This is a genomic window from Brotomerdimonas butyrica (assembly GCF_025567305.1).
In the GTDB taxonomy this organism is placed as follows: Bacteria; Bacillota; Clostridia; order Peptostreptococcales; family Anaerovoracaceae; genus Lentihominibacter; species Lentihominibacter butyricus.
Map to the genome: position 1 here is coordinate 116,570 of NZ_JAOQJP010000007.1, position 19,779 is coordinate 136,348.

At 47.8% G+C, this 19,779-nt stretch carries 20 protein-coding genes; 17 read left to right on the forward strand and 3 right to left on the reverse strand.

Annotation, left to right across the window (positions count from 1 at the left end; genetic code table 11):
• Nucleotides 1–121 precede the first annotated feature (121 nt).
• From tig to hpt, 7 genes are all read left to right on the forward strand, one after another.
• Nucleotides 122–1,405, forward strand: coding sequence for a trigger factor (gene tig / locus OCV59_RS06460; protein ID WP_147593675.1), 1,284 nt, complete (start codon nt 122–124; stop codon nt 1,403–1,405).
• 22 nt (nt 1,406–1,427) lie between these two features.
• On the forward strand, nt 1,428–2,009 hold the full coding sequence (gene clpP, locus OCV59_RS06465; RefSeq protein ID WP_147593676.1) for an ATP-dependent Clp endopeptidase proteolytic subunit ClpP: 582 nt from the start codon (nt 1,428–1,430) through the stop codon (nt 2,007–2,009).
• A 16-nt stretch (nt 2,010–2,025) separates the two neighbouring features.
• On the forward strand, nt 2,026–3,312 hold the full coding sequence (gene clpX / locus OCV59_RS06470) for an ATP-dependent protease ATP-binding subunit ClpX (protein ID WP_147593677.1): 1,287 nt from the start codon (nt 2,026–2,028) through the stop codon (nt 3,310–3,312).
• 120 nt (nt 3,313–3,432) lie between these two features.
• Nucleotides 3,433–5,844 carry an endopeptidase La gene (gene lon, locus OCV59_RS06475; RefSeq protein ID WP_394803006.1) on the forward strand — a complete coding sequence of 804 codons (2,412 nt, stop codon included), beginning with the start codon at nt 3,433–3,435 and terminating at the stop codon, nt 5,842–5,844.
• Nucleotides 5,831–6,424, forward strand: a complete 594-nt coding sequence (yihA, locus tag OCV59_RS06480; protein ID WP_147593678.1) for a ribosome biogenesis GTP-binding protein YihA/YsxC — start codon at nt 5,831–5,833, stop codon at nt 6,422–6,424. The genes lon and yihA overlap by 14 nt, the downstream gene beginning before the upstream one ends.
• Entirely contained in the window at nt 6,424–6,768 is a 345-nt protein-coding gene (locus OCV59_RS06485; protein WP_147593679.1) for a YkvA family protein, read from the forward strand. The genes yihA and OCV59_RS06485 overlap by 1 nt, the downstream gene beginning before the upstream one ends.
• On the forward strand, nt 6,758–7,285 hold the full coding sequence (hpt, locus tag OCV59_RS06490; protein WP_147593680.1) for a hypoxanthine phosphoribosyltransferase: 528 nt from the start codon (nt 6,758–6,760) through the stop codon (nt 7,283–7,285). Before OCV59_RS06485 ends, hpt begins: the two co-directional genes overlap by 11 nt.
• A 131-nt stretch (nt 7,286–7,416) precedes the next feature.
• Here hpt and OCV59_RS06495 read toward each other — a convergent pair whose 3' ends face one another.
• A complete protein-coding gene (locus tag OCV59_RS06495) occupies nt 7,417–7,908 on the reverse strand; it encodes a stage V sporulation T C-terminal domain-containing protein (protein WP_147593681.1) in 492 nt (163 codons plus the stop codon).
• A 171-nt stretch (nt 7,909–8,079) separates the two neighbouring features.
• Here OCV59_RS06495 and cls point away from each other — a divergent pair, with 171 nt between their 5' ends.
• The 6 genes from cls to OCV59_RS06525 all read left to right on the forward strand — a co-directional run bounded on the left by cls (nt 8,080) and on the right by OCV59_RS06525 (nt 13,795).
• Nucleotides 8,080–9,651, forward strand: a complete 1,572-nt coding sequence (gene cls, locus OCV59_RS06500; protein ID WP_147593682.1) for a cardiolipin synthase — start codon at nt 8,080–8,082, stop codon at nt 9,649–9,651.
• 18 nt (nt 9,652–9,669) lie between these two features.
• Complete coding sequence (locus OCV59_RS06505) at nt 9,670–10,959, forward strand: amidohydrolase (protein ID WP_147593683.1); 1,290 nt, start codon at nt 9,670–9,672, stop codon at nt 10,957–10,959.
• Between the two features lie 2 nt (nt 10,960–10,961).
• Nucleotides 10,962–12,593 (forward strand): putative polysaccharide biosynthesis protein, encoded by a 1,632-nt coding sequence (locus tag OCV59_RS06510; RefSeq protein WP_147593684.1) that lies wholly within the window; start codon nt 10,962–10,964, stop codon nt 12,591–12,593.
• Between the two features lie 153 nt (nt 12,594–12,746).
• Nucleotides 12,747–13,049, forward strand: a complete 303-nt coding sequence (locus tag OCV59_RS06515) for an HU family DNA-binding protein (protein WP_262584175.1) — start codon at nt 12,747–12,749, stop codon at nt 13,047–13,049.
• A gap of 58 nt (nt 13,050–13,107) precedes the next feature.
• A complete protein-coding gene (locus OCV59_RS06520; protein ID WP_147593686.1) occupies nt 13,108–13,350 on the forward strand; it encodes an RNA-binding S4 domain-containing protein in 243 nt (80 codons plus the stop codon).
• 7 nt (nt 13,351–13,357) lie between these two features.
• Nucleotides 13,358–13,795, forward strand: coding sequence for a PaaI family thioesterase (locus OCV59_RS06525; protein ID WP_147593687.1), 438 nt, complete (start codon nt 13,358–13,360; stop codon nt 13,793–13,795).
• A gap of 148 nt (nt 13,796–13,943) precedes the next feature.
• Here OCV59_RS06525 and OCV59_RS06530 read toward each other — a convergent pair whose 3' ends face one another.
• On the reverse strand, nt 13,944–15,326 hold the full coding sequence (locus OCV59_RS06530; RefSeq protein WP_147593688.1) for a zinc-binding metallopeptidase family protein: 1,383 nt from the start codon (nt 15,324–15,326) through the stop codon (nt 13,944–13,946).
• Nucleotides 15,327–15,448: 122 nt separating this feature from the next.
• Between OCV59_RS06530 and OCV59_RS06535 the strand changes: the two genes are divergently transcribed.
• The 4 genes from OCV59_RS06535 to rpmB all read left to right on the forward strand — a co-directional run bounded on the left by OCV59_RS06535 (nt 15,449) and on the right by rpmB (nt 19,502).
• Nucleotides 15,449–15,982 carry a GNAT family N-acetyltransferase gene (locus OCV59_RS06535; RefSeq protein ID WP_147593689.1) on the forward strand — a complete coding sequence of 178 codons (534 nt, stop codon included), beginning with the start codon at nt 15,449–15,451 and terminating at the stop codon, nt 15,980–15,982.
• A 262-nt stretch (nt 15,983–16,244) separates the two neighbouring features.
• The gene (locus tag OCV59_RS06540) at nt 16,245–18,590 is read left to right on the forward strand and encodes an anaerobic ribonucleoside triphosphate reductase (protein ID WP_147593690.1); all 2,346 of its coding nucleotides are present in this window, start codon (nt 16,245–16,247) and stop codon (nt 18,588–18,590) included.
• Complete coding sequence (nrdG, locus tag OCV59_RS06545; RefSeq protein ID WP_147593691.1) at nt 18,590–19,138, forward strand: anaerobic ribonucleoside-triphosphate reductase activating protein; 549 nt, start codon at nt 18,590–18,592, stop codon at nt 19,136–19,138. Before OCV59_RS06540 ends, nrdG begins: the two co-directional genes overlap by 1 nt.
• A 172-nt stretch (nt 19,139–19,310) precedes the next feature.
• Nucleotides 19,311–19,502: a 50S ribosomal protein L28 gene (gene rpmB, locus OCV59_RS06550; RefSeq protein WP_147593692.1), complete on the forward strand. Its 192-nt coding sequence runs from the start codon at nt 19,311–19,313 to the stop codon at nt 19,500–19,502.
• Between the two features lie 59 nt (nt 19,503–19,561).
• Here the strand turns inward: rpmB and OCV59_RS06555 are convergent, their stop codons facing one another.
• Entirely contained in the window at nt 19,562–19,762 is a 201-nt protein-coding gene (locus tag OCV59_RS06555) for a hypothetical protein (protein ID WP_147593693.1), read from the reverse strand.
• Between the last annotated feature and the right edge of the window lie 17 nt (nt 19,763–19,779).

The following is a 19,779-nucleotide window of genomic DNA, read 5'->3' on the forward strand; positions in this document are numbered from 1 at the left end:
ATAATAACATTTATTAAATTATGTTACTATGCGAAACTGATGTCAATAGCCTTTACTTTTAAAAGGAAACAAGGTATAATAAAATGCACTATGTGTTTATAATCGAGGAGGATATATATTCATGAAACCAACATTAATTTCAAAAGAAAACAACGAAGCAAAATTCACTATGGACTTTACCGCAGAGGAATTTGAGAATTCAGTGATAAATGTCTATAAGGCTCAGAAGGATAAATTCACTATCGACGGCTTTAGAAAAGGCAAGGCGCCCAGAAGCATCATAGAGAAGAAGTACGGAGAAGGCATATTCTTTGAAGATGCTATCAATGATCTCTTCTCGACTTATTATCCGCAGGCTGTAGAAGCACTTTCACTGGACGTTATCGACAGTCCGAGAGCTGAATTCGGCGAGATCAAGAAGGGCGAAGACTTCACAGTTACTATTACTGTTGAATGCTATCCTGAGATCACGGTAAAAGACTACAAGGGTGTTGAGATCGAAGCTGTAAGCAGCGAAGTTACAGACGAGGATATAGACAACGAACTCAAGGCAAGAGCTAAGAGAAATGCCAGAATGGTGACTGTAGACAGACCTGCAAAAGAAGGAGACACTGTCCTCATCGATTACGAAGGCTGGGTAGGAGACGATCAGTTCGAAGGCGGCACTGCGGAAAGACAGCCTCTCAAGCTGGGTTCAGGCACATTCATTCCTGGATTTGAAGAACAGCTCGTCGGTGTAAGCACAGGTGAAGACAAAGACGTAAAGGTTACTTTCCCTGAAGAGTATCATGCAGCAGATCTCGCAGGAAAAGAAGCGGTATTCAAGTGCAAGGTCCACGAAGTCAAGGAAGAAGAGATCCCTGAGATCAACGATGAGTTCGTAAAGGACATCAGCGAATTCGATACACTTGACGAGTTCAAGGCTGACATCAGAAAAGAACTCGAAAAGTCAAAGGCTTCAAGAGCAGAAAACTCAATGAAAAACGCTGTTCTTGCAAAGGTGTTCGAAGCAAACGATATCGATGTTCCTAAGCCGCTCGTTGAAAGCGAACTCGACAGCACTATGTCAGAATTCGACCAGCAGCTCAGAAGCCAGGGGCTCGATCTGAACACTTACATGGAATACATCGGCAAGAACACTAAGGAGTTAAGAGACGAGCTCAGAGAAGAAGCTGAAAAGAAAGTGAAGACGAGAATGATCGTGACTGCTGTTGCAGATCAGGAGAACTTCGAAGTAACTGACGAAGAGATCAGCACTGAGATCGAAAACATGGGTAAACAGTATGGCATCGAAGCTGACAAGATCAGAGAGATGCTGGGAGCACAGAATATCGGCATGATCGCAGGCGACATCAAGATCAGAAAAGCAGTCGAATTCATGTACGACAACGCTGTGAAAAAATAGGCAGAAATAAGGAGGTCCGGATATGGCATTAGTACCATATGTTATTGAGCAGACAAGCAGAGGAGAAAGGTCTTACGATATATACTCGAGACTTTTGAAAGACAGGATAATATTTTTAGGGGAGGCTATCGACGAGCATATAGCCAGCCTTGTAGTCGCTCAGTTGTTATTTTTGGAAGCTGAAGATCCGGATAAGGATATAAATATATATATAAACAGCCCCGGCGGTTCCGTGACCGCCGGCATGGCTATTTATGACACCATGCAGTATGTAAAGCCTGAGGTTTCCACGATATGCGTGGGAATGGCAGCGAGCATGGGCGCATTTTTACTGTCGGCAGGCCAGAAGGGCAAGCGCTTTGCACTTCCGAATGCCGAGATCATGATCCATCAGCCGCTCGGAGGTGTGCAGGGACAGGCTGAAGACATAAAGATACATGCTGAATGGATCCTGAAGACGAGAGAAAAGCTGAACAGAATACTCAGTGAAAACACAGGACAGCCCTTAGATGTTATTGCCAGAGACACAGACAGAGATAATTTCATGTCAGCGGAAGATGCTGTGAAATACGGCCTTATTGACAAGGTGATAAAAGACAGATAGACAGGGGTGGTTATTTATGAGTAAATACGACGAAAACAACGAGCTGAGATGTTCGTTCTGCGGCAAGCCTCAGAGCCAGGTGAAGAGACTGATAAGCGGATCAGGGGTGTATATATGCAATGAGTGCATAGAGCTGTGTCAGGATATACTGAACGCAGAGGAGTCAAAGCATATTGCAGAGCAGGACGGCATTGCAGTCCAGAATGACAGACTGCCTAAGCCTAAGGAGATCGACGATATCCTTTCCGAGTACGTGATCGGTCAGGAAGAGGCGAAGAAGGCTCTCGCGGTAGCAGTTTACAACCATTACAAGAGGATAAACTGCGCGACTGATGATGACGGCGTCGAGATACAGAAGAGCAATATCATCATGGTCGGACCTACAGGTTCGGGCAAGACGCTGCTCGCACAGACGCTTGCGAAGATACTGAACGTTCCGTTCGCGATCGCGGATGCTACTGCACTGACAGAAGCCGGATATGTGGGCGAGGATGTCGAGAATATACTTCTGAAGCTGATACAGGCTGCAGATTATGACATAGAAAAAGCACAGCGTGGAATAATCTACGTTGATGAAATAGATAAGATTTCGAGAAAATCGGAGAATCCGTCGATCACAAGAGATGTGAGCGGCGAGGGAGTGCAGCAGGCGCTCCTCAAGATACTGGAGGGTACTGTGGCAAATGTGCCGCCGCAGGGAGGAAGAAAGCATCCCCATCAGGATTTTCTCCAGTTCGATACGACGAACGTGCTGTTCATATGCGGCGGAGCGTTCGACGGACTTGACAAAGTCATACAGAGAAGGATCGGCGAGAAGACGATCGGATTCAATTCCAACGTCGAAGGCAGCAAGGTCGATGAGTCCGATCTGCTGAAGAACATACAGCCTGAGGATCTTCTCAAATACGGTCTGATACCTGAGTTCATCGGCAGACTTCCTGTGCTCGTGACTCTCGAGGAGCTGTCAAAGGACGCTCTTGTGAGGATAATCACCGAGCCTAAGAACGCGCTTATAAAGCAGTACAGAAAGCTGTTCGCGATGGATGACGTGGAGCTCGAGGTCACAGACGATGCTGTCGAAGCGATAGCTGAGCAGGCGCTCGAGAGAAAGACAGGCGCGAGAGGTCTCAGAGGCATCATGGAAAAGATCATGAACAATATAATGTATGAACTGCCTTCGAGAGACGATGTGAACAAGTGTATAATAACTAGGGAAACCGTAGAAGCGGAAAAAGATCCTGAACTTGTATTGACAGAGCCTGGACTCGCAAAAGAAAAGGAAGCTAAGGCAGAAACGGCGTAAGTGAAATGACAGGCGGCTTTTTGTAAGTCGCCTTTTTCTGACATGACAGAAAAAGCGTCTTGCCCGCAGACTGGATGCAGAACGGCGCAGACGTGATGTTATATGGAGGGTAGTATTAGTATGGAAGATAACAACAAACCAAATGTTGACATAGATACGGAAAAAGATGATGATCAGATAACGGAGAACGTTACGGATGCTGATGAGATGCAGCTTCCGATGATCCCGCTCAGGGGACTTTCGGTGTTTCCGAACATGGTCCTTCATTTTGATATAGGAAGAGAGAAGTCGATAAACGCACTGGAAAAGGCTATGGTGACGAACCAGCACATATTCCTGGCTTCGCAGAAAGACGATGGTACGGATCTGCCTACGCCGGAAGACTTTTACCATGTGGGTACAGTAGGAAAGATCAAGCAGATGCTGAAGCTTCCGGGAGATTCGATAAGAGTCCTGGTCGAGGGCGTATGCAGAGGCGCTATCGAGGATGTGATGTTCGAGGTGCCTTACTTCAAGTGCCGCATAAGAAAGATCGAGGAGCCTGAGTATCCTGCTGACGATGCGGAAGCGGAAGCACTGATGAGGACTGTCCTTTCCAGCTTCGACGAGTATATAAACCTTAACAGGAATCTGGCTGCAGAGATCTTTGCATCTGTAGTGACGATAGAGGATCCGGGCAGGATGGCGGATATGATCGCGTCTCACCTTGAGATCAAGCTTGAGGACAAGCAGCGTCTTCTCGAGACCATAGATCCGAAGGAGCGTCTTGAGACTCTCAACACGATGCTGACAAAGGAGATCGAGATCCTCAACATCGAACAGGATATCTCGAGCAAGGTGAAATCCCAGATAAACAAGAATCAGAGAGAATACTATCTGCGCGAGCAGATGAGAGCTATACAGGAAGAGCTCGGTGTGTCCGAGGACGTCGAAGATGAAGTCGCAGGATTCACTGAACAGCTCGAAAAGCTCGATCTTGAAGAGAAGACAAAGGAAAAAGTAGAAAAGGAGATCAGCAGATTTTCCAAGATGCAGCCGTCATCGGCAGAAGCGACTGTGAGCAGGAACTATATCGAGACGATACTCGGACTGCCGTGGAACACTGAGAGCGAAGACAATATCGACCTCAACAAGGCCGAAGAAATACTGAACGAGGATCATTACGGGCTGGACAAGGTAAAGGAGAGAGTTCTCGAATACCTTGCGGTAATGCAGCTTTCAAAGGGACTCAAGGGTCCTATCCTCTGTCTCGTAGGTCCTCCGGGAGTCGGCAAGACTTCGATCGCAAGGAGCATCGCAAGATCCATAGGCAGAGAGTTCGTCAGGATGTCACTCGGCGGAGTGAGAGACGAGGCTGAGATAAGAGGACACAGAAGGACGTATATCGGTGCTATACCGGGAAGGATCATCGGATCGATAAAGGACTGCGGTACGAAGAACCCTGTTTTCCTGCTTGACGAGGTCGACAAGATCGGCGCGGACTACAAGGGTGATCCGGCTTCTGCACTGCTGGAAGTCCTCGATCCGGAACAGAACAAGGACTTTACGGATCACTACCTCGAAGTGCCGTTCGATCTTTCAAAGGTGATGTTCATAACGACTGCGAATACCACGAGCACTATACCGAGACCGCTTCTCGACAGGATGGAGGTCCTTGAAGTCAGCGGATATACTGAAGAGGACAAGCTGCAGATCGCGGAGAAATATCTCGTGCCTAAGCAGGTTAAGGAAAACGGTCTGACGAAGAGCAACATCTCGTTTACAGAGACAGGACTCAGGACACTGATCAATTATTATACGAGAGAATCCGGAGTGAGAAATCTCGAGAGAGAGATCGGCAATCTCTGCAGAAAAGTCGCAAAGAATGTCGTATGCGGCGATACTAAGAAGGTCAGCATCACTGGCAAAAAGGTGCAGGAGCTGCTGGGCAAGAAGAGATTCAGATTCGATATAATAAAGGGCGAGACCGAGGTCGGAGTGACTACCGGACTTGCATGGACGGTGGTCGGAGGCGACACGCTGTTCATCGAGACCACAGCTGTTCCCGGAAACGGCAAGCTCGTGCTGACGGGACAGATGGGCGATGTGATGCAAGAATCCGCAAAAGCCGGCCTGAGCTACATCAGATCGGTGAGCAAGAAACTGAAGATAGACGAAGACTTTTACAAAAAATACGATCTGCATGTCCATATACCTGAAGGTGCGATACCTAAAGACGGTCCGTCGGCAGGTGTGACGATGTGCACTGCTATAATTTCCACACTCACGGGTATCCCTGTGAGAAAGGATATCGCGATGACAGGTGAGATCACGCTGAGAGGAAAGGTGCTGCCTGTCGGGGGTATCAGAGAAAAAGTCATGGCTGCACACAGAGCCGGCATCAGAAAGGTGCTGCTCCCTGCAGAAAACGATGTCGATATACAGGATATCCCGGAAGTGGTGAGAAATGATATGGAATTCGTGCTCCTTCGAAATGTCGATGATGCACTGAAAGAAGTTCTCGTAAAGGATAAGAAAAATGAAGATAAATAAATCTGATCTCGAGACTGTTGCGGTAAAGCCGTCCCAGTATCCGGCGCCGGATCTCAGGGAGATCGCGTTCGCGGGACGGTCCAACGTGGGAAAATCTTCTCTCCTCAACCTGCTGACAGGCAGGAGGAAGCTGGCCAGAGTGAGCGGCAGTCCCGGGAAGACCAGAACGATAAACTTTTATATAATAAACGATGCGTTTCGCATAGTCGACCTCCCGGGATACGGATATGCCAAAGTGGCTAAGTCTGTGTCGGCAGGCTGGGGCGAGATGATGGAGCGGTATCTGCAGAACAGAGAGAATCTCGTAAAGGTGGTGCAGCTCGTGGACATCAGGCATGCTCCGTCAAAGCAGGATGTCGAGATGTATGAGTATCTCAGACATTACGGTCTTGACGGGCTGGTGGTGGCGACGAAGGCTGACAAGATTTCGAGAAACCAGATGGCAAAACAGATGAAGCTGATAAAGCAGACGCTGGGCCTGTCGTCGGAAGATGTGGTGATACCGGTATCCGCACTGAAAAAGACAGGGTATCAGGAGCTTCTTGATGAAATGGAAAAAATACTGGAGGCGCAGGAGTAATGCAGTTTTTTGGACTCAGAGTTCTTATAAAGAGGATAAAGGCCATCAGATTCATGATGGCTGACAGATCTGTGCCCAAAAGAAAAAAGGCTCTTGTCATAGCCGGTATAATATACCTTTTCCTGCCGATAGATCTCATTCCGCCGATACTTTTTCCGATCGCGTGGATGGACGATCTGGCGCTGTGGCTGTTCATACTGTGGTATCTCAGAGACGAGCTGGACAAGTACTGGAACGGCGGGAAAACATATGACTATTCAAAAAAGTACCGAGACAAAACATTTGTAGATGATGTGGAATACGAAGTAAAGGAAAAAGAAGGAGAGGATTCTAATGGCAAATGATACGATAGGAACTGTAATGATAACGCAGGAGCAGATCAGTGAGAGAGCTGCGCAGATCGGCAGAGAGATCGAAAAGGATTTCGATGGCGAACCGGTCGTGCTCGTAGGGATACTGAGAGGCGCGGTGATGTGGATGGTAGACATCATGAAAAACGTCAACCTCGATATGGTGATAGATTTCATGGCTGTCAGCAGCTACGGATCATCGACGAAATCATCAGGCGTTGTCAGGATCAACAAGGACCTGGATACGGACGTTGCCGGAAAGAATGTGATAATCGTTGAAGATATCGTGGATTCGGGAACTACGCTCAGCTACCTGAGAGGATATTTCGAGAACAGAGAGGCAAAGGCTGTAAAGATCTGCACGCTGCTCGACAAACCTTCGGGAAGAAAAGTCGATATAGACGTCGACTACATAGGATTTACTGTGGACGACAGGTTTATCGTCGGCTACGGACTCGACTACGATCAGAGATACAGGAATCTCCCGTACATAACATATCTTGAAGAATAGAAGAAGAACAGTAAATGCTGAAGAGATCGAAGAATAAGTAAAGCAAATGAAATGATCACAGCGCCGCCGCGTCAGAGAATAACGTATCCTGATGCGGCGGCGTTTTTGTATGGATTCAGGTTTGTACGGATTCAGCTTTCCATCTGCTTCGCCAGAAGACCGGCTCCGAGTTCGGCAGTCTTGATCTCGAGTTCGCTGAGGACCCTGCCTTCAGGCGGCAGCACTGTCACAGATCCGATAGGGTCGCCGTTTGCAAGTATCGGGATCACGATTTTCTCAGGCCTTTCATATTTGCTTTTTTTCTGTATTATATCATCGAGATCTTCGTCGATAGCTCTGTTGACATAATCCTTCTGCTTCAGTCCCGAGACAGCAACGAACCGGTCTGTGTCGGATACGAGAACAGGAAGACCGAGTACAGCTGCGGCTGATTCCGCAAAGCCTTCGGCTATATGGCCGAGCTCGCTCACAGGTGAGTATTTTTTAAGTATCACTTCTCCTGCAGTGCCGGTATAGATCTCAAGAGGATCGCCTTCACGTATTCTGAGGATCTTTCTTATTTCTTTCGGGACCACGACACGCCCCAGGTCATCTATTCGTCTTACTATTCCAGTAGCTTTCATTTGATTTCCTCCAGTAGGTTTTGTATACGCATATTATCTGTAAAAGATGGTTAAATATACATATGAAAGTCTTTGACTTTTGGCATTGCATGCAGTAACATTTTAATAGTATGTTCTTTCGAAGAAACATATTTATCACTAAAATAACAGCAGGAGAGACAGATAGATCATATGAGTAAAGCAGATAACAGCAGATTAAGTGGATTGTGGAAGATAATATTCGGGCGTACTACGATACTGATAGTACTGCTTTTACTGCAGGTTCTGGTTCTGTGCGGCGGATTCGTGATACTGGGAAGACGTATCCTCATCATGAATTATGCGGTAGGATTCCTTGAGGTTTTCATACTTATGTACATTGTAAACAACCGGCAGAGCAGCAGCTTCAAGCTTATGTGGATCATATTCATGCTTGTGGCACCGATCGTCGGGGTGGCGTTTTACCTTTTTACCAGGCTGCAGCCCGGAACGAGATTCATCGCCAGACGAGTCATGGAACAGATAGACGAACAGGAACCGTTCCTGCAGGTAGATGGGAATGTGACCGAGGAACTGTACGAGTCGTCGAAGATGGAGGCCGGACTTTTCCGCTATATAAAGGAAAAAGGGCATTATCCCGTATACGGTGATGCCGCAGTGAAATATTTCCCGCTCGGTGAAGACAAGTTCAAAGAGCTCGTGTATCAGCTCGAACAGGCAAAGGATTTTATCTTCATGGAGTATTTCATCGTCGCCTATGGTCATATGTGGGATACAGTGCTCAATATACTCAAAAGAAAAGTTCAGGCAGGCGTAGAAGTGAGATTCATGTACGACGGTACGTGTACTTTAGCGCTTCTTCCGAAAAACTATGACAAATACCTTGAGCGATACGGGATAAAATGCAGGATATTCTCACCGATGATGCCGTTTCTGTCGACACACCAGAACAACAGGGATCACAGGAAAATCGTCGTGATAGACGGGCATACCGCTTTCACAGGAGGAATAAATCTTGCCGATGAGTATATAAATGAAAAGGAAAGATTCGGACACTGGAAGGACACTGCCATAATGGTAAAGGGAAGAGCTGTGAACAGCTTTACACTGATGTTTCTGCAGATGTGGAATATCAGGGCAGAAGTTCCGGAAAACTACAACAGATATATGTTCAGAGGATACGGATCAGCGGCGCCGGACCGGTCTGTAAAGACCGGCGGATATATAGCGCCGTACGGCGACAGCCCGCTCGATCATGAAGAGGTCGGCGAGAAAGTATATATGGATATACTGAACACTGCAAACGACTATGTGCACATAATGACGCCATACCTGATACTCGATGAAGAGATGATCGACACGATCATATTCGCAGCGCAGAGAGGCGTAGATGTGAAGCTGATACTGCCGCATATACCTGACAAGAAGTACGCGTACTGGCTCGCGAGGACGCACTACAAGGAGCTCATTGCCGAGGGCGTCGAGATATACGAGTACACGCCGGGGTTCGTACACGCCAAGGTGTTCACCAGCGATGATGAAAAAGCTGTCGTCGGGACGATCAACCTTGATTTCAGGAGTCTGTATCTGCATTTTGAATGCGCTGCATATATATGGAAGAACCCTGTTGTGCACGATGTGGAGTCGGATTTCCAGAAGACTCTGGACAAATGCCAGCAGATAACGATGCAGAGCTGCAATGAATACAATATAATATACAGGATAATAGGAAGAGTGCTGCGCTTTGTCGCGCCTCTCATGTAAAAAAGAAAGGAAAACGTGATGCTTTTCAGCAATATTACGATACTAGACGAAGAACTCAATGTAAAAGAAAACCAGTATGTGCTCATAAAGGACGATCGCGTCGCATACATCGGAGATGAAAGACCGCAGGAAGTATCCGGCCGCGAGATCGACGGAAAAGGCAGACTTCTGATGAGCGGTTTTTTCAACGCTCACGCGCATTCACCGATGACTCTGATGAGAGGGTACGGAGAAAACATGGTGCTGCAGGACTGGCTCACCAAAAAGATATTCCCGTTCGAAGACAAGCTGACGGGAGAAGCCGTTTACTGGGGCACGATGCTGGCGATGGCTGAATCGCTCAAGTTCGGCATCGTTTCCACGAGCGATATGTACTACTTCTGCGACGACATGGCCAGAGCAGTGGCAGACAGCGGTACCAAGAACAACATTTCGCGTTCGATAGCCAATCCGATGGGAGCAGACGTCAGCAGACTCGAGAGCTTTGACGAAATGAAGCACTTTTACAGAGAATTCAACGATGCGGCAGATGGCAGGATCATCGTGGATATGAGCCTTCATGCCGAGTATACATCGAATCCGGAGACTGCAGTGGCGCTGGCAGACTACGCGCGATCGCTTGACGGTGTGAAGATGCAGGTACACGTTTCTGAGACGGAATTCGAGCACAGCGAGTGTATAAAGAGACACGGCATGACTCCGGCAGCTTATCTCGAGAAGACGGGGATCTTCGACGTGCCGGCGGTAGCTGCGCACTGCGTCTACTCCGACGACAGTGACCTTGAGATCTTTAAGCGAAAAGGCGTCACAGTGGCTGCCAATCCGGTGAGTAACATGAAGCTCGCCAGCGGCATATGCAACGTGCAGAAGATAATCGACAAAGGAGTCAATCTTGCCATAGGAACGGACAGCGTGGCAAGCAACAACAGTCTTAATTTCTTCGAGGAGATAAAGACGCTGGTCACAGGCACGAAAGTGATCTCAAAGGATCCGACAGCCGTGACTCCGAAAGATGCGCTCAGAGCAGCGACATACGGAGGTGCAAAGGCCCAGGGAAGGCTGGACAGCGGAGCTCTCAAAGAGGGCAACAAGGCCGATCTGATAGTAATAGATATTTCAGGACCGAATATGCATCCTGTTCACAGTCTCATCAATAATCTGGTGTATTCTTGTTCAGGTGGCGATGTCCTGATGACGATAGTTGACGGTAAAGTGCTTTATGAAAACGGGCAGTACAGCACTATAGATATAGAGAAGACCGTGGACATGGTCGAGAAATCAACCCGTGAAATACTTGAAAGGCTTTAATCATGACTAAAAAATCATTGTTGAAAGGTGCTGCGGTAATGGCCGTCGCCGGTATCATAGTAAAAGTGCTTGGTGCATTTTTCAGGATACCGCTGGCGAACATGATAGGTGCCGTGGGCATGGCAAACTATACGCCTGCATATGCACTGTACAGCTTCCTGCTGGTCGTTTCAACGGCAGGACTTCCTGTGGCGATATCAAAGATGGTATCCGAACGGTGTGCAAAAGGGCAGTTCAGAGAAGCAGAGAGGGTTTTCAGGATATCGAGGACGCTCATGATGGTGCTGGGCGTGATAGGGTTCCTGGTGCTGCTGATCTTCGGAAAGCATATTGCAGAACTGATAGACATACCGGGGTCTGCGCTTTCCATGAAGGCGACGGCGATAGCTCTGCTGCTCGTACCGGTGATGTCTTCGTACAGAGGATATTTCCAGGGCATGCAGGAGATGAGGCCGACCGCAATATCGGAGATCGCAGAGCAGTCGTTCAGAGTGCTGTTCGGTCTGGTGCTCGCATACTCGCTTATGGCCAACGAATACAGCATCGCATCGGGATACACTCCTGAGCAGAGAGGCGCCGCCGGAGGATGCTTCGGAGCTTCGGCAGGAGCGATAGGCGGGCTTGCCGTGATGCTGATCGTTTACATGGCAGCCAAGAAAAAGATAAAGCTCAGGATAAAAAATGATAAAACCAGCGTTTACGAAACGGCAGGCACGATACTGAAGAAGATCGCGGTCATCGCGATACCTATAACGATAGGCGCTGCGATAATGCCGATAGTAAACCTCATAGACGCAGGTATCGTAAAGGTCAGACTGATGGCTTCCGGATGGGAGTCCACTGCGGCTGAGAGTCTCTACGGGCAGCTGACGGGATTTGCATCCCCGATAATCCAGTTTCCCGAGGTCTTCATGCTCGCGATAGTGATGAGCCTTGTGCCGATGGTATCCGCTGCGCACAGCGTAGGTGACAGAGAGGAGCTGCACAATCACATATCGCTCGGACTGCGCATGACGACGATAATCGCGTTTCCTGCATCGACAGGCATATTCGTGCTCGCAGAGCCGATACTGACGCTTCTCTATGCATCCCAGAAGGCGAGCGCGATAGCGGCAGCACCGTGCCTGCAGATCTTTGCAGTAGGATTCGTATTCCTGTCAATAATAACTACTATGACGGGCGCGCTGCAGGGAATAGGCAAGCAGCACATACCTGTGATAAATCTCTGCGTCGGTGTGATCGCCAAGTTCATCGTGACATGGACTCTCACAGCGATACCGGCAGTAAATGTAAAGGGTGCAGCTATAGGTTCGGCATCTGCATATCTGATCGCGATGACACTGGATCTGATCGCGCTGAAAAAGTACAGCGGAGTGAAGTTCGACGCGGCTGTGGCTGTCAAGAAACCGCTGATATCGTCAGTCGTGATGGGACTGATCGTACTGCTGCTGTACAGGCTTTCGTTCATGCTGACGGACAGCAACAGCATCTCGACCGTGATATCGATATTTGCAGGAGTCGTGGTGTACGGACTGATGATACTGAAGACGAAGGCAATAAGCCGTGATGAACTGATGACGATATCGGCCGGGAGAAAGCTCGCTGCGATATGCGACAGGCTCAAGCTGTGGTAAGTCTCGCAAAGGTTGAAAACAGCAGTCTTTATCCTAAAACAGCTTGACAAACCCATTGAAAAATGGGAAAATAGAACACAGAGCTCAGGCGGATCAAGGGTAGATACGAGGCGAGCCTGAATTTGTATTTGAAATAATAAAAGACTATATGTTATTAATTTTAAGGAGGATTTATTGATGAATAAAGCGGAATTAGTAGCTGCAGTTGCAGAAAAGACCGGTTTTACAAAGAAGGACGCTGAATTAGCTGTCAATGCTTTTGTTTCAAGCGTAGAAAGCTCTTTAGTTAAAGGTGAGAAGGTACAGCTGATCGGTTTCGGAACTTTCGAAGTTCGTGAAAGAAAAGCAAGACAGGGAAGAAATCCTAGAAAGCCTGGCGAAGTGATCAAGATCGACGCTTCAAAAGCTCCTGTATTCAAGGCTGGAAAAGCTCTTAAGGATGCAGTGAATAAATAAGACAGTGTGTCTGCTAAAGGGTAACTTGGTTACCCTTTTATTTTTTTGAGGAGGAAGTATGAGGATAGACAAGTTTCTTAAAAACTCCCGTATCATAAAACGCCGTACTGTTGCAAAGGAGGCCTGCGAGCAGGGCAGGATAACGGTGAACGACAAGGTCGCAAAGCCCGGTACTGAAGTGAAAGCGGGCGATGAGATCTATATACAGTTCGGCAACGGTAGCCTGCGGGTAAAGGTTACAGAGTTAAAGGATTCGTGCCGCAAGGAAGATGCGGCTTCGATGTATGAAGTGATAGAGTAGGAGATTTATGCAGAAGAAAAGCAAAGCAAGAGAGAAGATAGAAAACATCAGAAGAGAGATAGAAGAGAATGCAGGACAGAGCATGAATGCGCTACTGGCGCCTGAGCTGTGTGATCTTGACGAAGAGAACCTGATCTCTGAAATGAGATTCAGAAAGTACGAGTGGGAGAGCAACGAGCGTGGAGAGGTGCACGGCGGAGCCATATCAGCCATGTTCGATACGGCGATGGGAATAACCGTACTGGCATACTGCGATTCAGTCGAGATATCCACAGCTGACCTCAGCGTCAGCTTCATAAGACCGTTCCTGGGAGAATCGTTCATATTCAGATCCGAAGTCATCCACCTCGGCAGATCGCTCGTGCGCGTGAGAGCGATAGCGTATGACGAGGCATCGGGAAAGACGCTGGCTTCGGCTACGACGAATTTCGTCCATCTCAAATGATGATGTGATATCGGGATATGAAAAAACCTGCGGCCTCGTTTGAGGAGCAGGTTTTTTCGTGCAAAGAAAGGGACCGCCGCTCTGACGATCATAAATCGTTAATGCGGCAGTCCCTCGTTTTTTGTGAGTATATCGATGTATCCCGATATTACTGCACCAGACTTTCCGTGTAGTGGAGCAGGTTCATCAGAGCCGCTTCTCTGTGCGTCAGGCTGCATCTGTATGAGACTGCATTGATATCGGCTTTTGATGCGAATACGTCAAGATCGCTGCTTTCAAGAGTGTTTTCTGTGATCGAGTCCTTTGTACCGAGTGCATCGGCAAGGAAAGCCGAAGCGCCGTTTTTGCTGTCTGCCGACCATGTCATGTGCGGGTCTGTGACGCTGTACGAGATATCGCTGAGTCCCGATGTCGTCAGAAATTCGGCGGACATATCTGAAAGCGTCGCCTTGTCTGTGCTTCGTGATCTCATCTTCAGAGTGAACGTGCCGCCCGAAGTCGAGACGTATGAGATATCCGATGCCGAGATGATCTCACCGGTGTCTTCATCCTGAAGGTATATGCCGCTCTGCAGCGTGTACATGAGGCTGATGATATTGTTGCTGCTATCGCTGCTTATGACTGTTTCGGGAAGCGATGTCTCGGTCAGGGTGTATACGAAATTGTCGCCAAGCTTTTCGAATCTGTTTTTTATGCTGTTGTATGATTTTTCGAATTTTGATGTAAAGCTGCTTATATCGTTGTCGTTCACAACCACTACGGCAGTTGCAGATGTAGGCGTGTATCCGTCTGACGATTCGCATTCGAACGATGCCAGATCGAAGAGCTTACCGGAACTCTTTTCTGTTGCGAGCAGACTTCCGATAGTTTCGACCGGGTTAGGATAGTGATTTTCAAAGCTGAAAGGATCATGGTATCCTGAGATCGACATCGTTATAGTGTAAGCGTGAGTATAAGATGATGCAGAGGTCGACAGTGATGCTGTCATCGTACTGTCCATTTCATATGAGCCTGCCCGCACCAGCTCTATGTCGTCACTGTTGTCTATGTTTATGAAGCTGCCGGAGCTGTAGTACTTGGGATCTGCAGCTGAAGCGCCTGTGAATTCACCGTGATCCACCTCGGTGACGATCAGTGATATATTGCCGTGTACTTCAGGGCCGAGAAGCGAAGTGAGCGAGATCGCCAGTGACTGCATAGAATTTTTGAAGTCATCAGTGCGTATGGAGCACTGAAGCACAGTCGGTTCACTGTTTTCAAACCCTGTGGTGGCAGGATTCGACAGGATCGTGTAGCTGCTGCCGCTGTCGGCTATCTCTATACTGTTTTTCTTTGCCCATGACTTGAGATATTCAGAAACCAGCGAATACTGTCCCGAGTCGCCGGAAAAAGTCGAGGTCAGCTCTTCATAAGTAGATTCCAGTGATGATTTAAGTTCGTTTTCTCTGTTCATTTCCCCGAGTGAACAGCCGCTTAAAAACATCACTGATATGAGTATAAGCGGGATGATCGTTAATATGTATTTTTTCATGGTCTATATTTCTCCTTGTCTGTCCCTTTCAATTCGAATATAATAATAGTATAATACCATTATGAAGAAAATAAAATGTAAAGATTAGATGAATCTTTAAGAAATTATGCAAGGAGACAGAGATGGATACTCGTAACTTTCTGATACGCGATGCGGAATTCGGCGACTATGAATATTTTATGCGATGGGAGAACGATCCTGAGGTGACGCGCTATCTTTCCTTTGACGAGGGCAGAACGTATGAAGAAGTGGTCACTGAGGCTCTTTACAATAAGTTCAGCAAGGACAGGATGGATTTCACGATAGTAGATCGTGAAAAGGATGCGCCTGTAGGCAGGATATTCATTTCAAAGATCGACAGGCATGCAGATTCACTGGACATAACGAAATTCTATATCGGAGACGTCTCGCTGTGGGGAAAAGGCGTTGCCAGGGAGATAATGGACGAGCTGCTTGAGTACTGCTTTACTTTCCTGCATATAGAGCGCGTGACGATGGATTACTATACGGGGAACAAGCGTGCGTACACTCTTTACGAGAGCCTCGGCTTCAGAGAGGAAGGCGTGGCGAGGAATGCCACGAAAAAGGACGGCAGATATTATGATCTTCACGTAATGTCGATGCTCAGGTCGGAATTTTTCGGTGAAAAAGAATAGAAAAAACAGTTCTGGCATATCAAGGGATGTATGATACCCGCGACGGATATAAGGCGGGATTTGCCCACTGTGTACAGAGGTATTTTTGAATGCAGCGTTTTCAACGTTTTCGGGAAAGCGTTGTTTTTTTGAGCCTTTTGTGTTTCACAAAAAGTGCATTCAAATACACAGGTATGGTATTGACTCGTTCTGTATTTTGTGTATAATTTATAACAGTTACGAAAGAAGAAACAATATATAGTGGTGAGAGAGGAGAGTATGTATGGATCAGATAAAGCAGATCATCAAAAGAGACGGCAGGACTGTTGACTTTAATGTCGACAAGATCGCGGACGCCATCTATAAAGCTGCACAGGTGCTGGGCGGCAAAGATTACGATATGGCGAGGTTCCTGGCAAGACAGGTCGAGGTGTATCTTCTGGAGATATGCCACAATGATATACCTACCGTAGAGCAGATACAGGATGCTGTAGAGAAGGTGCTGATCGAGAACGGTCATGCGAGGACTGCCAAAGAATTCATACTTTACAGGGCTGAGCGTACGAGAGTGAGAGACATGAACACGAGACTCATGAAAATATATGAGGATCTTACTTTCAAAGAAGCCAAGGACAATGACACAAAGCGTGAGAATGCCAACATAGACGGCGATACAGCGATGGGAACTATGCTCAAGTACGGTTCCGAAGGTGCGAAACAGTTTTATGAGATGTTCGTGCTCAAGCCTGATCATGCCAAAGCGCACAGAGAAGGCGACATACATATCCATGACATGGATTTCCTGACACTTACTACGACATGCTGCCAGATAGATATAGAGAAGCTTTTCAAGGGCGGATTCTCGACAGGACACGGATTCCTCAGAGAGCCTAATGACATACAGAGCTACGCTGCACTTGCATGCATAGCTATACAGTCGAACCAGAACGACCAGCACGGAGGTCAGAGCATACCTGATTTTGACTACGGCATGGCCAACGGCGTCAAGAAGACGTACAGGAAGCTTTACTGGACGAACCTGGGGAAAATGCTCAATCTTCTCTTTGACATAGAGGATGGGGTGGAGCAGGTAAAAGCCATAGGCGCGGAGATCATGGAAAAGGACGATATATATCCTGTCCTTGCGGACGACAACGGCTACAAGGAAAAAGAGCGTGAATACCTCAGAGATATAGTCGACGAAGGATCCATAGACAAGCTCCAGAAAAAAGCTACAAAATATGCAAATGAAGAGATCAGGAGAGCCACATATCAGGCTATGGAGGCTTTCGTGCACAACCTCAACACGATGCATTCCAGAGCAGGCGCCCAGATACCGTTTTCCTCGATAAACTACGGTACAGACACATCTCCTGAAGGCAGGATGATAATAGAGAACATACTGCTCGCAACGGAAGCAGGCCTGGGAAACGGCGAAACTGCGATCTTCCCTATACACATATTCAAGATAAAGGAAGGCGTCAACTATAATCCGGGAGATCCGAACTACGACATGTTCAAGCTGGCGTGCAGAGTTTCAGCAAAGAGACTCTTCCCTAACTTCTCGTTCATCGACGCTCCGTACAATCTCCAGTACTATCATGAAGGCGACCCTAATACTGAAGTCGCTTACATGGGCTGCAGAACGAGAGTAATAGGAAACGTGTACGACCCTGAGCGCGAAGTAGTCGGCGGAAGAGGAAACCTGAGCTTTACATCGGTAAACCTTCCGAGAATAGCGATAAAGGCGCATGGAGACATAGACTGGTTCTTCGAGGAGCTGGAAAGAAAAGTCGATCTGTGTATCGATCAGCTCATGGAAAGATTCAAGATCCAGTGCTCAAAGAAAGTGAAGAACTACCCGTTCCTGATGGGGCAGGGTATATGGATAGATTCGGACAAGCTCAAGCCTGAGGATTCCGTGGCAGAAGTGCTCAAGCACGGCACGCTGACGGTGGGCTTCATCGGTCTTGCGGAGTGTCTGAAAGCGCTGATAGGCGTACATCACGGAGAGAGTCCTGAAGCTCAGAGCCTAGGCCTTGAGATAATAGGGTTCATGAGAAAGAAGATGGACGAGGAGTCGAAGAAGACAGGTCTCAACTTCACGCTCATAGCAACGCCTGCGGAGGGTCTTTCGGGCAGATTCGTAAGGATCGACAAGGCAAAGTACGGCATCATAGAAGGTGTTACGGACAGAGAGTACTACACTAACTCTTTCCATATACCTGTATACTACAACATAAACGCATTCGACAAGATCAGGCTTGAGGCACCTTACCATGCGCTCACGAATGCAGGTCACATAACATATATAGAGCTGGACGGAGATCCGTGCAAGAACCTCGACGCGTTCGAGCAGGTCGTAAGATGCATGAAGGAGAGCGGAGTCGGATACGGTTCGATCAACCATCCTGTAGACAGAGACCCTGTGTGCGGATACACCGGCATCATCGACAACGAGTGCCCTTGCTGCCACAGAACAGAGGATGACGGGGATCAGGGATTCGAGAGGATCAGACGTATCACCGGATATCTCGTAGGCACGATGGACCACTGGAACGACGCGAAGACTGCCGAAGAGCGGGACAGAGTAAAACACAGCCTCGATTCGGGAAGAGAGACGCTGTAATGGCTGCGGTGGACGGATCAGGTTCTTTGAGGCTCGCAGGGATCGTAAGAGAATCGATAGTCGACGGCCCCGGCATAAGATTCACGGTCTTCTGCCAGGGGTGTCCGCATGACTGCCCGGACTGTCACAATCCTGAAACTCACGATTTTGCAGGCGGTTTCGACTGCAGCACGGACAGGCTGATGGAGGAGATAGAGAAAGATCCGCTGCTCGCCGGAGTCACGTTCTCGGGCGGCGAGCCGTTCTGTCAGGCGGAAATGTTCACGGAGCTCGCGGAAAAGGTCAGGGAAAAAGGCCTTTCCGTGACTGTGTTCAGCGGGTACACGTACGAACAGCTGCTCGCTATGGCTGAGAAAGACGTTCATGTGAAGAGGCTGCTGGAGCTCACGGATCTGCTGATAGACGGTCCTTTTGTAAAGGCGCAGCGCGATCTGACGCTGCAGTTCAGGGGCAGCAGGAACCAGCGCCTGATCGATATGAAAAAGACAAGAGAGGCAGGAAAAGTCGTGCTGTGGGGCGACGATTCGGGCAGCGGACAGACGCGTTAAATCACATATTCGGGCAGCTCATAAAAAAGTTCTTGTGTTAGTATTTTTAGTATGCTATAATGTCATTTGTTCGAGTCTGTTTTATGATTTTGATGATCCATGCTCGAGTTAAAAGCAAGTGAAAAAAGTTGCGAAAGCTTTTAGATACCAAATGTATAAGGAGGTGCGGCAGATGTCAAGAAAGTGTGAAATTTGCGGAAAGGGCCAGGTTTCAGGAAACAATGTATCCCATTCCAACAGACATACTAGAAGAAAATGGAATGCTAATATTCAGTCTGTAAAAGTCGAAGACGGCGGAACAGTAAGAAAAGCAAAAGTATGTACTAGATGTTTAAGATCAGGCAAAGTAAACCGTGCCATCTAAATTTGAAAAATAGACGCTCACAGTGTGGGCGTTATTTTTTTGCCAAAACAGCGAAAATGCTACGATTTCTTTATCAGCATGATCCCCAGAACTACGAGCACGATGCTGAGGAGCATCACCCAGTATTCAGGAGGGAGCACGAGCGCAAAAACCGTGACGATGCCCAGCGCGAGCATCGCAATACCTGCTTTCTTTGCAAAACACTGCTGTTTTCTTTTCTTCCTTTCCGGTCTGCAGCAGCCGTATTTCTGTCTGTTCATAACGGATCACCTCGGGA